The organism is Paraburkholderia flava (genome assembly GCF_004359985.1).
In the GTDB taxonomy this organism is placed as follows: domain Bacteria; phylum Pseudomonadota; class Gammaproteobacteria; order Burkholderiales; family Burkholderiaceae; genus Paraburkholderia; species Paraburkholderia flava.
The window spans coordinates 958,886-973,904 of record NZ_SMRO01000002.1 but is presented as its reverse complement, the minus strand read 5'-3'; the positions used below and the strand labels follow the sequence as shown (position 1 = coordinate 973,904).

The following is a 15,019-nucleotide window of genomic DNA, read 5'->3' as shown; positions in this document are numbered from 1 at the left end:
GAAGTGCTGCGCCGGGAACTCGGTAGTCTGCCCAGACAGGCGGTCGATGAAATGGTGGCGGACTATCGCGAGTACATCGGCGACGCACTCGCCGCCGGGCGCCGCGAAGAAGACGTGATCGCCGCGCTGGGCGATCCGGTCAAGCTGGCGCGCGAACTGAAAGCGCAGGCGAACTATCAGCAATGGCAAAGTCGGCGCTCGGTCGGCAATCTGCTTCGCGTGATGATGTCGATCGCAGGGCTGGGGCTGCTGAACGTGCTGCTGCTGGTGCCGTTCATGTTGTACCTGGTGGTGTTGACGTTCGGTTACGTGGCCTTCACCGGGCTCACCATTGCCGGGATTGTCGGCGTGGTCGCCTTGAGTGGACACCACCTGTTCGGCACGCCGTCGCACGGCATTCCGTCGATCCACCTCGGCAGCAGCCAGCACGACAACGCCAGCGACGCAGATATCGCCACCGCCAGCAGCGACAACGGAAGCAGCGAGGAAGCGCCGGGCAACCTGAAGGATCTGAAGATCGTCGGCGACCGGTTTGTCTTCGATCTGCAGGACGGCAGCAGAATCCGGATGGTGACGCGCGCCGGTCCGATCGAGATGCGCAACGACGATGACGAACTGAAGATCGAGAGCCCGAGCGACAAGGCGCGGGAACTTCTGACCAAAGAGAAGGACGGCACGTTGAGTATCCGCCGCGATGAGGTGGCGACGCTCGACGTGAGAAATGACGACGACGATCGCGTGTCGTTTGTCGGCGCTGGGCAGGATGGCAAGTCGGCCAGATGGAAAATGTCCAGCTCCGACGGCGACCACGTGGAGATCACGGAAGACGCGCATGGCAACACCAGCAGTTTCAGCGCCAACAGTGGTTCGGACTCGGTGCAGATCCGCAACGGCAGTATCGATATCGACGATGGGCATGACCGGATTCGCGTCCACGCATCGGATAGCAAATACAACTATCTGGTCGCGATGCTGCCGATAGGCGTGCTGGGTCTGCTGTTCTGCATCTGGCTGACACGAATCAGCTGGCGCGCCGCGACGCGCTACGTCAAGCAACAGATCGACGTGGTCTCCGCAAGTCTCGATCACGGCCAGATGCCCTGAAAGTCAAACGATGAAACGCAGCTATGGCTTCAAATAGCCATTTAATGTTCGGATACCTAAACACATAAACAGCACTCGCACGTTCTCTCTACTAGAGGAAATCGTCATGAACATCGATTACCCAAGCGCGGTTTCAAGAGAAAGCCGTCCCCATAGCGCACCGGCATTGCGCTTCGCTTCCGGCCGTGAAGTCAGTCCGCTGCGTTTTTTCGCGTGGCTCGTTGCAGGCTGGCGTGCGGTCAGCTTGCAGCCGGTGCTGTGGCTCAGCATCGTGCTTCTCTGCGCCGACTTCATTACGCTGCTCGGCTTCCTGCCGTTGTTGCGGCCGCTGGCAGTGTTTCTGGCGCCGCTCATGGTGGGCGCGCTGATGGTCGTGCAAGAAGGTTCAAGCCGGGACGAGCCCGTGTCGTTGCGCGACCTGTGCGCGGCTATCGGCCGCAGCAGCAACGCACTCTGCATGATCGGGCTGTACGCCGCGGTGATTGTCGCAATCGGTTATGTCGTCATGCTGGCGATTTTCAATGTCTCGCTGATGACGTCGACTACGGCCAACGGTGTCCATAATCTGTCGATCAGCTACGGCGGGGCCTCGGGCCTGCGCGGCACACTCGAAGCCGTGTCCGGCGTGTCGATCTACGCTATCGCCGTCGCTGCCGCATGCTTCGCGCCGGCACTCGTGATCTTGCACAACATGACGCCGCTCGACGCCATGATCGCGAGTCTCAGCGGCACGCTGCGCAACTGGCCACTGACGCTGGGCTGTTTCGTCGTAGTCACCGTTGCGGTGCTGTTCATGCCGATGTTGCCGCTCGCGGTGCGGGCTTTCGTCGTGACACCGCTGTTGACTGCGCTGCCGCTGCTGGCAATCTACGGCGCGTATCGTGATGTGTTTGCCGGCAAGTCGGGCAACGTGAAGTAGCGCGTGCGCGGCGAGATGACGTTGTCTCTGTTTCGGGAAACGGCAGCCGCCCCGCGCGAGGGAGCGGCTGCCGCGACACGTCACCCGTGCACGACTACCCCGCCGCCCGCTTTCCCACCCCCGCCCCCGCCTGCCGCCGCCGATAAACCGTGTCCCGCGACGCCAGCCAGTAATACAGCGGCGAAGTCAGCAGCAAGCCGATCACCCACGACAGATCCGCACCATCGAGATACTTCGGCACCGGTCCCGCGTACATCGGCGTATTCATGAACGGGATCTGTACGGCGATGCCGACCGCGTACGCAATCAGCGCCTGCGGATTGAAGCGGCCGTAGATGCCGCCATCCACCTTGAAAATCGACTGGATGTCGTAATTGCCCTTGTGGATCACGTAGAAGTCGATCAGGTTAATCGCGGTCCACGGCACCAGCACGACCAGCAGCGCAAGCACGAGATCGACGAGGTTGCCGACGAAATCCGTCGATGCGCCGATCGCGCCGTAGCAGCATGCGAGCAGGATCACGATCGACAGCACCGCACGCGATTTCGCGGTCGGAATCCAGCGATACGCGAACGTCTGCAGCGATGTGATTGTCGCGAGCACCGCGCCGTACAGATTCAGCGCGTTATGGCTGATCACGCTCAGCAGGAAGAGGACGAGCATCGGCAGGCCGAGCGGTCCGGTGGCCTGCTTGACGGCGTCCATCGTGTCGGCGCCGGGTGCCACCGCGAGCACGGCCACCGCGCCGAAAACGAACGCGAGCGTCGAGCCGATCGTGCAGCCGAGATACGTCGCCCAGAACGTCGACGACACGCGCACATTTTCCGGCAGATAGCGCGAATAGTCGGACACGTAGGGTGCAAAAGCGATCTGCCACAGCGCGGACAGCGACACCGTAGCGAGCCAGCCGGCGATGTTGAAACCGCCGCGCGTCAGAAAATCGCCAGTCGACACGTGCGTGAAGATATAGCCGAACCCGATGAAGATGCCGATGCCGAGCACCCACGTCCCGATGCGATTCAGGATGTGGATGAAGTGATACCCGATGATGCCGATCAGCCCCGAACCCACCGCGCCAATCACGATGCCGACCGGCACCGGCACGCTGCTTTCGATACCGTGCAGCGACTTCCCGGCAAGCACGATATTCGATGCGAAGAAACCGACGTACATCACGCCCGCGATCAGCGTAACGAGCAGCGCGCCCCACGAGCCGAACTGTGCACGACTCTGGATCATCTGCGGGATGCCCATCTGCGGACCCTGCGCGGAATGCAGCGCCATCAGCACGCCGCCGACCGCCTGCCCGACGACGATCGCGACGATGCCCCACAGCAGGTTCAGGTGAAAGATCTGCACGCCGAGCGCGCCCGTGACGATCGGCAGCGGCGCGATGTTGCCGCCGAACCAGAGCGTGAACAGATCGCGCACCTTGCCGTGGCGATCTTCAGGCGGTACGTAGCCGATGGTGTGTTTTTCGATTAATGGTGAAGCGGTGTTTTCTGCGGTACTCAAGTTCGTCTCCTACCCATGTAACTTAATCGGAGCAGAGGCTCTAGCGCCGCGCTCCAACCCCATCCCATACCCTCAACGCGTCGCCGTCAGATGCGCTACCAACCGCCCCAACATCGCATCGCACGCATCCAGTTGCTCGACGGTCACGAATTCATCCGGCTTGTGCCCCTGATCCATACTCCCGGGCCCACACACCACCGCAGGAATACCAGCCCGATCGAAGAGCCCGCCTTCGGTCCCAAACGCAACCGTCTCAAACTCGCTAGAGCCGCTGAGCAACGCAAGCAAACGCGCCGCCTCGCCATCATGCGAAGTCGCGAGCGCCGGATACGCGGATAGCGACTGCAAACGAATGTCCGTGTCTGCTTTCACTGCGCGCATCTTCGGCAGCAATTCCGCCTCGGCGTAAGTCTGCAATTCGTCGGCGACCGTATGAGCATCGAAACCCGGCAACGCGCGCACTTCGAAATCGAACTCACATTCCGCCGGCACGATGTTGAGCGCGCGGCCTCCTTTGATCGTGCCCGTCTGCACCGTCGAGTACGGCGGATCGAAACGCTCGTCGTGATGTTCGGGCTCCGCAAGCTGCTCGCCGATCTGTTCAAGACGGTTGATCAGACGCGCCGCGTACTGAATCGCGTTGACGCCATAAGGCGCATACGCCGAATGACACGGCGCGCCCTTCACCATGCAGCGCATCGCGAGCTTGCCCTTGTGACCGAGTACGGGCTTCAACTCTGTCGGCTCGCCGATCAGACACAACACCGGCTTGTGCGGACGTTTCTCGAGATCCGCGAGCATCGACCGCACGCCGAGGCAACCGACTTCCTCGTCGTAGGAAAACGAGAGATGCACCGGCATCGTCAGCTCGCGTTGCCGTTCGACGAACAGCGGCACCGACGCGAGCACCGACGCGATGAAGCCCTTCATGTCCGCAGTACCACGGCCGTACAGACGCCCTTCCCGTTCGTTGAGCGCAAACGGTTCGACAGTCCACGCCTGGCCGTCGACCGGCACCACATCCGTGTGACCCGACAGCACGATGCCGCCACGATCGCGTGGACCGATCGTCGCGAACAGATTCGCTTTGGTCCGCTCGTCGTTGTAGAACAGTTCGCTGTCGACGCCGAAATCGGTGAGGTATTGCCTGATGAAATCGATCATCTGCAAATTCGAATCGCGGCTGACGGTCGCAAAGCCGATCAACCGTTCGAGCAGCGCGCGGCTGGATCGCTCATTCATCGCCCGGCACTCCGTAACTTGGCGCAGCGGTCGGATTCAATGCGCGCGTCACGTAGTCCTGCATCTGCGGCTTATATGCGGTCCACAGATCGTGCAGCTTGCCGAGCGGATCGTCGTCGGCCCAATCTACTCGCAGATCGACGATCGGCCAGCTCGGATCGCCGACGATCTTCAGCGCCGCCGAATGCACGGGCCCCGCTTCGCCACCTGCGGCCATCGCCGCATGCATCGCAGCGAGCAGGCGATCGGCCAACGCACCGGATGCGTTCGCGAACGCCGGCACCATCGCGTCGATCACGTGCGTACCCGCGAGCATGTTGCCGGCCGCGACGCATTGCGCACCGGCCACTGCGTGATACGTGCCGAGCGCTTCACTGCCGCTGAAAAACGCGGTGCGTCCGCGCGAATCGATCACGGTCACCTGTCGATATTCGCTCCACGCATTCGCACCGAGCGCCTGCTCCAGTGCAGCGGCGGGATCGAGTTGCGCATGTTCGAGCGAGTCGAGAATCTGCGGGCCGAGTGCGGGCAGCGTGACGTTCTGCGTCGCCACTGCACCGACGCCTGCACGCACCCACGGACAGCGCGCACCCACCGCGATGCTCGAAGAACTGATCGCGATGCCCAGTTGCCCGGTTTCCGCGCAACGTCCGACGATCGAGAATGTCATGTTGCCTCCTCAGCCTTGCGGCGGGGTCCAGCCATCGGGAATCACGGCGATCACGTCGATTTCCACCAGCCATTGCGGCTGACCGAGCGCGGTCACAACGAGGCCCGTCGAAATCGGAAACACGCCCTTGAGCCACTTGCCGACTTCCTGATACACCGGCTCACGATAGCGGATGTCGATCAGATATGTCGTCGTCTTGACGATGTGGGTCAGGTCGCTACCCGCTTCTTCGAGCAGCTGCTTGATGTTCTTCATCGCCTGCTCGGCCTGCGCCCGCGGATCGCCGAGGCCGACCAGATTGCCGTCGAAATCCGTACCGATCTGGCCGCGCACGTAGACGGTATTGCCGGCGCGCACCGCCTGGCAAAGATCGTTGTCGAGCGACTGGTTCGGGTACGTATCCTTCGTGTTGAACATGCGGATACGGGTGTGCGTGGGTTGGCTCATCGATGCACCTTGATGTCGGTAGTATTCAGTTCAGGAATGGGAAGAACGACGCATGCGGTTCGGTTCAGTGCGGTTCACGCCGATAGCGATGCGTCGGCCGCGTTTGCGTCGTGCGGCATTGCTGCATGACGCTGCGATCCGTCGTATTGCGCGAGATATTTGCGCTGCGTGGCGATGTGATCGGCGACGTGCTTCGCGTCGTGCCACACGCCCCAGATAAATGCAGAGCCGCGTCGCGACAACCACGGCAACCCGAGGAAATACACGCCCGGCTCTTTCGACACGCCGCGCTGATGTTTCGGCTTACCGTTGGCGTCGAACGCATCGACCTGCAGCCAGTTGAAATCGACTGCATAACCGGTGGCCCAGACGATCGACGTCACGCCTGCTGCGGCGAGATCGAGTTCGAGCAGTGGATGCGTCAGACACTCCGGGTCGGCGGGAATCGTGCGCGCATCCGGGTCTTCGGGAAGATCGAGACCGTTGCGTACCGCGTATGCATCGGCAGCGTCCAGCAGCGACAGGTAGTTTTCGTCGCCGGCCGCGATGTTTTCCGCGAGATCGGGCTGGAATGTCGCGATGCCGTCGTCGAACGAACGGGTCAGCCCGACGAGCGTGATTCCTTGATGCGCGAGTCGCCGGAAGTCCACCGTATGGCCGCCGCGCGCACCGCTCACTGCAATCGTTACGTGCTCCTTGCCCGGCTGCATGACTTCCGCATCCCACTCGCCGAGCACCCCGAGCCACCAGCAGAAATCGCGTCCGCGATACCCGCGCGGCGGACGGTTGTGCGGCCCCACCGACAGGTACACCGGCCTGCCCGAACGATGCAGTTCATCGGCGATCTGTACGCCCGACGAACCCGCGCCCACCACGAGCACCGCCCCCGCCGGCAATTGCGCGGGGTTGCGGTAATCGGCGGAATGAATCTGCGTGAGCCGCGCGTCTTGCGGCGCAACCGACGGAATCAGCGGACGCTGGAATGGCCCGGTCGCGACCACCACACGGTTGGCTTCGATCGTGCCTTCCGACGTATCGATCGTGAAGCCCTGCCGGCCCCTATTACGCACGACTTTCGTCACTTCGACGCCGGTGCGGATCGGCGCGTCGAACTTCTGCGCGTAGGCGACGAAGTAATCCGCGACCTGATCCTTCGAGGCGAACGCATCCGGATCGACGTTGGCAAACTCGAGATTCGGGAAACGGTCGTGCCATGCAGGCCCGTTCGCGACCAGCGAATCCCAGCGGCCCGTGCGCCAGCGTTCCGCGATCCGGTCGCGCTCCAGCACGAGATGCGGGACGCCAAGCCGGCTCAGATGTTCGCTCATCGCGACGCCGGCCTGACCGGCGCCGACGACGACCGTGTCGATTGACGTTGCTTCCACTGACATGGCTGTTGTCCTTCTGAAAGACGGATTGATTCGAAGCGGCCGCGAGAACGTGCGAGAAGTCGCGTGGGCCGCTGTCTCTTTCGAGAAAATCTACGCGCGTCCGCAGAATCTGAAAAATATATTTAAAAAATGCATAGCATCGGGTTTGGCTATGCAAGATCTTTTTGATCGCTGCACAATGCGCGCATCGAAAGTCCATGCAGGGAGCCTCGTCGATGGAAAATCACCCGCTGCGCTACTCATTGCGTCAGTTGCGCTACTTCGTCGTGACGGCGGAAACGCTGTCGTTCACCGCAGCCGCCAAACGGCTGCACATCTCGCAGCCGTCGATCTCGACCGCGCTCGCGGACCTCGAAGTGTCGTTCGGCGTGCAGCTGTTTATCCGCCATCACGCGAGCGGTCTGTCGTTGACGCAGGCGGGACGCGATCTGCTCGGCCAGGCGCGCAATCTGCTGAAAACCGCCGAAGAACTGCAGGCCACAGCGAAGGAAATGGACGGCGGCATGACCGGTGCGATCACGCTCGGCTGCATGGTGTCGCTTGCGCCGCCGTTGATGCCTGGGCTCATCAGCCGCTTCACGCGCGAACACGCGGGCATTTCGTTTCGCACCGTCGAAGCGCATCAGGACGGTCTGCTGAAAGGACTGCACGACGGTTCGCTCGATATCGTGCTGACCTACAGCCTCGATCTGACCGACGACATCGCGTTCACGCCGCTGCTTCCGCTACCGCCGTACGCGATCCTGCCGGCGACGCATCGTCTCGCGCGGGCGCGCAAGGTGTCGCTCGAAGACCTGCTGACCGAGCCCTACGTGATGCTCGATCTGCCGCATAGCCGCGAGTATTTCGCGTCGTTGTTCGATGTGGTCGGCGGCCGGCCTGCGCCCGCTTTTCGTTCGTCGCAACCGGAAGTCGTGCGAGGCATGGTCGCGAACGGTCTCGGCTACAGCATCCTCAACTTCCCGCTCAAATCGACCCGCACCGTGGATGGCGAAGACTTCGTCATTAAGCGTTTCAAGGACAACGTCAAGGCGACGACGCTCGGTATCGCACAGTCGCGCACGATGAAACCGCGTCAAGTGGTGCATCGGTTCGCATCGTTCTGCGAGACCTACATCCGCAAGCTGCACGTTAACCCGTAACCGACAGCCGCCCTCGAAGATCATGACGTACGCTGTATAGCTAAAAGCTTTGCTTTGTATCCGAAAACAATATTTTAGCTAGCAATTTGGCTTGATAGATTGATATTCATGTCGAGCGCACAACGGCGTCAAAGCCTGTATCAGCGCGCTCTCGCGGGGATGACCACAGGGAGGGGGCTTCATGGCTGACCCGGCACGAACGATCACAGTCCATGCACTCGTCGACGCGTTGCGAACGGGCTGCGAACGGCCATTCGGCGACGCACGCTCGATGCCGCCGTGCGTGTACACGTCGCCCGAATTCCTGTCGCTCGAAGAGCGCAACATCTTCGCGCGCGAATGGCAATGCGTCGGCCGTGCGAGCACGCTGAAGGAACCCGGCGACTATCTGACCGCACGCATCGTCAATCAACCGATCGTCGTGATCCGCAACGAGAAGATGCAACTGCGCGCGATGTCGAACGTGTGCCTGCACCGGATGTCGGTGCTGCTCGAAGGACGCGGCAACGTGCGTCGCATCGTATGTCCGTATCACGCGTGGAATTACTCGCTCGACGGCGAACTCGCCGGTGCGCCGCTGATGGACCGGCAAGCGGGATTCAGCAAGGAAAACTATCGTCTGCCCGCCGTGCGCTGCGAAGAATGGCAGGGATGGCTGTACGTGACACTCGATGAAAACGCGCAGCCCGTTCACACACAGCTCGCGCAGTTGAATGAACTGATCGACGCCTACGGGATGACCGATTACGTCGAGACTTTCCACGAAGAACACGTGTGGGACACCAACTGGAAGATCCTCGCGGAAAACTTCATGGAGAGTTATCACCTGCCGATGCTGCATCGCGCGACGGTAGGCCCGCATTCTCGGCTCGAAGAGATGGAGTGCCCGCCGGGTTACCCCGCGTTCAACTATCACTGGATCACGAAGGAAGCGTCGCTGCCGATCGGCAATGCGCATCCCGACAACACGCGGCTCACGGGACACTGGCGCAAGACCACGGCGTTGCTCGCGATCTACCCGACGCATCTGATCACACTAACGCCCGGCTATTTCTGGTACCTGGTGCTGCAGCCGCAGGGCGTGGATCAAGTGCACATCCGTTTCGGCGGCGGACTTTCTCCGGAATTCATCGCTGACCCCGAGGCCGCGACGCATATGGCAACGCTAAAAAAACTGCTCGACGAAGTGAACGCGGAAGACCGGCGCGGCGTGGAAGCAGTGTTTCGCGGCGTGCATGCGCCGCTCGCGAAGCCCGGTCATTTGAGCCATCTCGAACAGCCTAACTACGATTTCGCCCGCTACCTCGCGGACAAAGTCGACACGCAGTGAACGCATCCGCACCTGGAAAGGACCCGCTCACGATGTCAAACCTCTCCTACATCTCGTTCTCGGGCGTGAGCAAATCGTATGACGGCGAGCACTACGTCGTCGACGATCTGAGTCTCGACGTGCACAAGGGCGAATTCCTGTCGCTGCTCGGACCGTCGGGTTCGGGCAAGACGACCACGCTGATGATGCTCGCGGGTTTCGAATCGCCGACGCACGGCGAGATCCGTCTCGATGGAAGACGGCTCGACGACAAGCCACCGCATCAGCGCGACATCGGCATGGTGTTCCAGAACTATGCGCTGTTCCCGCATCTGACGATCGCGGAGAACGTCGCGTTTCCGCTGTCGGTGCGACACGTGAGCCGCGCCGAACAGAAAGCGCGCGTGAAGCGCGCGCTCGAGATGATCGAACTGCCGCATCTGGCGAACCGCCGTCCGTCGCAGCTATCGGGCGGACAGCAGCAGCGCGTCGCACTTGCACGCGCACTCGTGTTCGAACCGAGCGTCGTACTGATGGACGAACCGCTCGGCGCGCTCGACAAACGTCTGCGCGAAACGATGCAATACGAAATCATGCGGCTGCATCGCGAGCTGTCGCTGACGATCGTCTACGTGACGCACGATCAGGCCGAAGCACTGACGATGTCGGACCGCGTCGCGGTGTTTTCCGACGGACGCATCCAGCAGGCTGCGACGCCGAGCGAACTCTACGAGAACGCGCAGAACGCATTCGTCGCGAACTTCGTCGGCGAGAACAACGGGCTAACGGGACGTGTAGTCGACGTGATCGACGATATTGCGACGCTCGTGCTCGCGGACGGCAGCGCGATTCGCGGCCGCTGCGAACGCGGCCTGCACGCGGGCGACGACGCGATGCTCGCGCTGCGCCCCGAGCGCGCACATATCGCCGGCCCGGACGGCGCACACATCGACGATGAGAACAACGTAGTGCGCGCGCAGGTCGACGAGCTCGTGTACTGCGGCGACCATCATCGCGTACATCTGACGCTTGGTTCACGCGACGGCATCGTCGTGAAGGTGCCGAACACGCAGCGTCACGCGCTGCCGTCACCAGGCAGCACGATCGACATCGCGTGGCGGCACGACGACTGCAAGATCCTCGCGGCCGATCCACGACAGATACAACCACCACCGCTGTCCTCTTCCACCACCACGCCCGCTACAGCAGGAGCCAACTAACATGCGCACTCTCATTCAAGCACAATGCGCGGTAATCGCCACACTCGCGTTCGCCACCGTGACCGTTCAGGCCGCGGAGACGCTTTCCGTCGTGACGTTTGGCGGCGCGTACGAAGCGGCCGCGAAGAAAGCGTACTTCGAGCCGTTCACGGCGGCGACCGGCATCGGCTTCTCGACCGAATCGTACGACGGCGGCCTCGCGAAACTCTCCGCGATGGAACAGGCGAACAACACTACGTGGGACCTGATCGACCTCGAAACGAACGATGCGATCACTGCATGCGACGAAGGCCTGCTGAAGAAGTTCGACAGGAAGTCGATCGGCAAGACGAGCGATTTCATTCCCGGTTCGATCAGCGATTGCGCGGTCGCGAGCATGGTGTGGTCGACGGTCTACGCATACGACGCGAGCAAGCTGAAAACCGCGCCGACCACCGTGAACGACTTCTTCGATCTGCAGAAATTCCCCGGCAAGCGCGGTCTGCGCAAGTCGCCGAAGGTCACGATGGAATGGGCGCTGATCGCCGACGGCGTCGATCCGAAGGATGTGTACAAGGTGCTCGGCACGCCGGCCGGCGTTGATCGCGCGTTCAAGAAACTCGACACGATCAAGAAGAACATCGTGTGGTGGGAAGCCGGTGCGCAGGCGCCGCAGTTGCTCGCGGACGGTGCGGTCGTGATGACGCAGGCGTACAACGGCCGCATCGACGACGCCGCGAAGAAGGACAACAAGCCGTTCAAGACGGTGTGGGACGCGCAGATCTACGACTACGACTGGTGGGGCATCCCAACCGGCGCGAAGCACGCGGATGCAGCGGCGAAGTTCATCGTGTCGGCATCGCAGCCGAAAGCGTACGCGGACCTGTCGAAGTACATCGCGTATGCACCGCCGCGCAAGGATGCGATCGCGCTCGTCGATAAACAGCGTCTCGCCGATCTGCCGACCGCACCCGCCAACTTCAAGCGCGCGCTGCAGATCAACGCGAACTTCTGGGCCGACAACGCGGACCAGATCAACAAGCGCTTCCAGGTGTGGCTGACGCAGTAACGTCGGCATCGAACGAGAGTCCAACTTGACCACCAGCATGCCCGTGTCGGCTCATGCCGCGGCCCAGGGCTCCCCCACGGGAGCCTTGGGCCGCGCGTCGTATCAGAAGGCGCGTCGTCGCGCGTCGTTGCAGGCGCTGCTGCTCGCGCTGCCGCTGATCGTATTTCTGCTGTCGACGTTCATCGCGCCGATCGTGTTACTGCTCGCGCGCAGCGTGCAGAACCACGAAGTGCCCGACAGCATGCCCGCGCTGACGCATGCGCTCCGCGCATGGGACGGCCACGGCGTGCCCGACGAACGCACGTTTTCGCTGCTCGCGTCGGGACTCAGGAGCGCGCAGCAAAACGACCAGCTCGGTAACGTCGCGCGGCGGCTGAATTTTGCGCAGGCCGGGTTTCGCAGCCTGTTTCTGCGTACCGCGCGTCAGTTGCCCACGGATGCGCCGCCCGCATGGAAGCCCGCGCTGATCGCACTCGACGAACGCTGGGGCGATCCGGAAACATGGCGTCAACTGAAACGCGCAGCTACTTCACCGACACCCGACTATCTGCTCGCCGCCGTCGATGCGCAGGTCACACCACAGGGCTCGGTCGCGTCGTTGCCGGACAACGCGTCGGTGTATCGACAGGCGTTTCTGCGCACGATCTCGATCAGTGCGTCGGTGACGCTGCTGTGTCTGCTGCTCGGTTATCCGGTCGCGTGGCTGCTCGCGAATCTGCCCGCAAAAAGCAGCAACCGGTTGATGCTGTTCGTGATCGTGCCGTTCTGGACATCGCTGCTCGTGCGCACGACTGCGTGGTACGTGCTGCTGCAACCGGGCGGTGTGATCAACAGCGCGCTGATGAGCTTCGGCTTCATCACGCATCCGGTGCCGCTCGTGTTCAATCGCGTGGGCGTGTTGATCGGCATGACGCACATACTGCTGCCTTACATGATTCTCGCGATCTATTCGGTGATGAAGGGCGTGTCGCCGGTGTACGTGCGCGCGGCGCAATCGCTCGGTGCGCATCCGTTTACCGCGCTGGTTCGCATATACATTCCGCAGACGCTGCCGGGTGTCGGCGCAGGCTGCTTTCTCGTCTTCGTGCTCGCGCTCGGCTACTACATCACGCCCGCGCTGCTCGGCGGCGCAGGCGACGAAATGATCAGCCAGCTGATCGCGCTGCAGACGAACACGCAACTCAACTGGGGACTCGCCGGTGCATTGTCGGCGTACCTCGTGATCTTCACGGCGATTTTCTATTTCGTGTTCAACCGGCTGGTCGGCATCGACCGGTTGCGGTTCGGTTAATACGCTTGGAGTGCGCTTCAAGCGCATACGGGAACGAACGACATGCAGGAACAACGCAACAAGGTGCTGACCGAACGCATCGCTTCGCGCTGGGTGCGATTGCACACGGCCGTCGTGCTGTTCTTTCTGATTGCGCCGATTCTCGCGATCATTCCGCTGTCGTTCAATTCAGGCGCGTATTTCTCGTATCCGTTGCAGGGCTTTTCGCTGCATTGGTACGAGCAGGCGTTGACGAGTCCGGACTGGCAGCGCTCGTTGTTGAACAGTATCGGTATCGGTGCTGCGTCGACGCTGATCGCGACGTGTCTCGGCACGCTCGCTGCGTTGGGCCTGAGCCGTGCGCAGTTTCCGCTGCGCTCGCTGATCATGCCGATCGTGATCTCGCCGATGATCGTGCCGATCGTCGTCGTCGCAGCGGGCTTCTATCTGATCTTCGCGCCGCTCGGGCTCGTGAACTCGTACCCCGGCGTCGTGCTTGCGCATGCGGCGCTTGGCACGCCGTTCGTCGTGATCACGGTGACCGCTTCGCTGCTGTCCTTCGATCAGAGTCTGTTGCGTGCGGCTGCCGGGCTCGGTGCAACGCCGTGGGTCACGTTCAAACGCGTGACGTTGCCGCTGATCACGCCCGCGGTCGCGACCGGCAGCGTGTTCGCGTTCGCGACGTCGTTCGACGAAGTGATCGTGATCCTGTTCATCGGCGGCCCGGATCAGAAGACCGTACCGCGACAGATGTGGAGCGGCATCCGCGACTCGATCGATCCGTCGATCCTCGCGGTCGCGACGATGCTGATCGTGTTCGCGGTGCTGCTGTTCGCGAGCATCACCTGGCTGCGCGGCCGCACGGCGGCGGCTAGCCAGGCGCTCGTTTAATGCGGACGCACTACGCGCCGGATCACGTCGTAGAGAGACCCGATTGCTGCGCGGCCTGCATCACCTTCGTGATGTAGGTCGGATCGCCGGTGCCGGCGGGCGTCGAGTTCAGGTTGTTGACGTCGACGCCGTTCGGACCGGAGTTGTATGCGCGCAGCGCAGCGCCCATGTTGCCGCCGAATTGCGTCGACAGCGCCTTCATGTATTTCGCGCCGGCCATGATGTTGTCGCCCGGGTCCGAGATGTTGCCGCCGCCGTATTGCTGGAATTCGTTCGGGCCGAGCTGCATCAGGCCGCCGCCAGGCGTGCTCGCAATCCCCTTCGACTCCTGCCAGATCTGTCCGGCGAGAATGCCCGGCGGCACGCCTGTAGCCTGCGAGGCCGCTGCGATCTGCGTGCTGTATTTGCTCGCGACTTGCGCCGGTGTCAGGTCGGTGCCCGGCGCAGCGGTCACATCACCCACCGACGATGAGCCTGAAGACGGTGCGGCCCCTGCGGGCGGCTGCGTAGCGGGCTGAGTGGCCGGCTGACCCGTCGGCGGAGCAGTCGCTGCGAGCGTCTGCGGCGGTTGCGTCGCTCCTGGTGCGCCCGACGGTCCCTGCGACGACGGCATCGGCGCGCCCGATGCGGCAGCCGGCGGGAACGACGAACCCGGTGACGATGCACCGCCGACCGACGGCGTGCCGCCGCTGTCATCGCCGGAGCCCTGCATCTGCTGCAGCAGGAACTGGATCATCTGCAGCAGCTGTTCGAGAAACTGGATACTCTGCGTAGATGCGTTCTGCGATGGATCACCGAGACTGGTGTCCAGATTTAACGACTGACTTCCATTGATGCCGATCATGTCCGA

14 protein-coding genes are annotated in these 15,019 nt (G+C 62.3%); 8 read left to right on the top strand and 6 right to left on the bottom strand.

Going from position 1 to position 15,019, the window contains the following annotated elements; all coding sequences use genetic code 11:
- Positions 1-3: 3 nt before the first annotated feature.
- Positions 4-1,104, top strand: a complete 1,101-nt coding sequence (locus tag E1748_RS15830; RefSeq protein WP_240766640.1) for a DUF1700 domain-containing protein — start codon at positions 4-6, stop codon at positions 1,102-1,104.
- A 106-nt stretch (positions 1,105-1,210) separates the two neighbouring features.
- On the top strand, positions 1,211-2,023 hold the full coding sequence (locus E1748_RS15825) for a BPSS1780 family membrane protein (RefSeq protein ID WP_276324122.1): 813 nt from the start codon (positions 1,211-1,213) through the stop codon (positions 2,021-2,023).
- A 94-nt stretch (positions 2,024-2,117) separates the two neighbouring features.
- Here E1748_RS15825 and E1748_RS15820 read toward each other — a convergent pair whose 3' ends face one another.
- From E1748_RS15820 to E1748_RS15800, 5 genes are all read right to left on the bottom strand, one after another.
- Entirely contained in the window at positions 2,118-3,539 is a 1,422-nt protein-coding gene (locus tag E1748_RS15820; protein WP_133648138.1) for a purine-cytosine permease family protein, read from the bottom strand.
- A gap of 72 nt (positions 3,540-3,611) precedes the next feature.
- Positions 3,612-4,781 carry an acetylornithine deacetylase gene (gene argE / locus E1748_RS15815; protein ID WP_133648137.1) on the bottom strand — a complete coding sequence of 390 codons (1,170 nt, stop codon included), beginning with the start codon at positions 4,779-4,781 and terminating at the stop codon, positions 3,612-3,614.
- Entirely contained in the window at positions 4,774-5,451 is a 678-nt protein-coding gene (locus E1748_RS15810; protein WP_133648136.1) for a DUF1028 domain-containing protein, read from the bottom strand. The genes argE and E1748_RS15810 overlap by 8 nt, the downstream gene beginning before the upstream one ends.
- A 9-nt stretch (positions 5,452-5,460) precedes the next feature.
- Positions 5,461-5,898: a RidA family protein gene (locus E1748_RS15805; RefSeq protein WP_133648135.1), complete on the bottom strand. Its 438-nt coding sequence runs from the start codon at positions 5,896-5,898 to the stop codon at positions 5,461-5,463.
- A 74-nt stretch (positions 5,899-5,972) separates the two neighbouring features.
- Positions 5,973-7,289: a flavin-containing monooxygenase gene (locus E1748_RS15800; RefSeq protein WP_133648134.1), complete on the bottom strand. Its 1,317-nt coding sequence runs from the start codon at positions 7,287-7,289 to the stop codon at positions 5,973-5,975.
- Between the two features lie 215 nt (positions 7,290-7,504).
- Between E1748_RS15800 and E1748_RS15795 the strand changes: the two genes are divergently transcribed.
- The 6 genes from E1748_RS15795 (at position 7,505) to E1748_RS15770 (ending at position 14,169) form a co-directional block, all read left to right on the top strand.
- Entirely contained in the window at positions 7,505-8,431 is a 927-nt protein-coding gene (locus E1748_RS15795; protein ID WP_133648133.1) for a LysR family transcriptional regulator, read from the top strand.
- Positions 8,432-8,612: 181 nt separating this feature from the next.
- On the top strand, positions 8,613-9,761 hold the full coding sequence (locus tag E1748_RS15790) for an SRPBCC family protein (RefSeq protein WP_133648132.1): 1,149 nt from the start codon (positions 8,613-8,615) through the stop codon (positions 9,759-9,761).
- 32 nt (positions 9,762-9,793) lie between these two features.
- Positions 9,794-10,960 carry an ABC transporter ATP-binding protein gene (locus E1748_RS15785; protein WP_133648131.1) on the top strand — a complete coding sequence of 389 codons (1,167 nt, stop codon included), beginning with the start codon at positions 9,794-9,796 and terminating at the stop codon, positions 10,958-10,960.
- A gap of 1 nt (position 10,961) precedes the next feature.
- Positions 10,962-12,008, top strand: coding sequence for an ABC transporter substrate-binding protein (locus E1748_RS15780; RefSeq protein ID WP_133648130.1), 1,047 nt, complete (start codon positions 10,962-10,964; stop codon positions 12,006-12,008).
- A gap of 37 nt (positions 12,009-12,045) precedes the next feature.
- Complete coding sequence (locus tag E1748_RS15775) at positions 12,046-13,299, top strand: ABC transporter permease (protein ID WP_133649385.1); 1,254 nt, start codon at positions 12,046-12,048, stop codon at positions 13,297-13,299.
- A gap of 42 nt (positions 13,300-13,341) precedes the next feature.
- Positions 13,342-14,169, top strand: a complete 828-nt coding sequence (locus tag E1748_RS15770) for an ABC transporter permease (protein WP_133648129.1) — start codon at positions 13,342-13,344, stop codon at positions 14,167-14,169.
- A 22-nt stretch (positions 14,170-14,191) separates the two neighbouring features.
- Here the strand turns inward: E1748_RS15770 and E1748_RS15765 are convergent, their stop codons facing one another.
- Positions 14,192-15,013, bottom strand: a complete 822-nt coding sequence (locus E1748_RS15765; protein WP_133648128.1) for a lytic transglycosylase domain-containing protein — start codon at positions 15,011-15,013, stop codon at positions 14,192-14,194.
- Positions 15,014-15,019 lie beyond the last annotated feature (6 nt).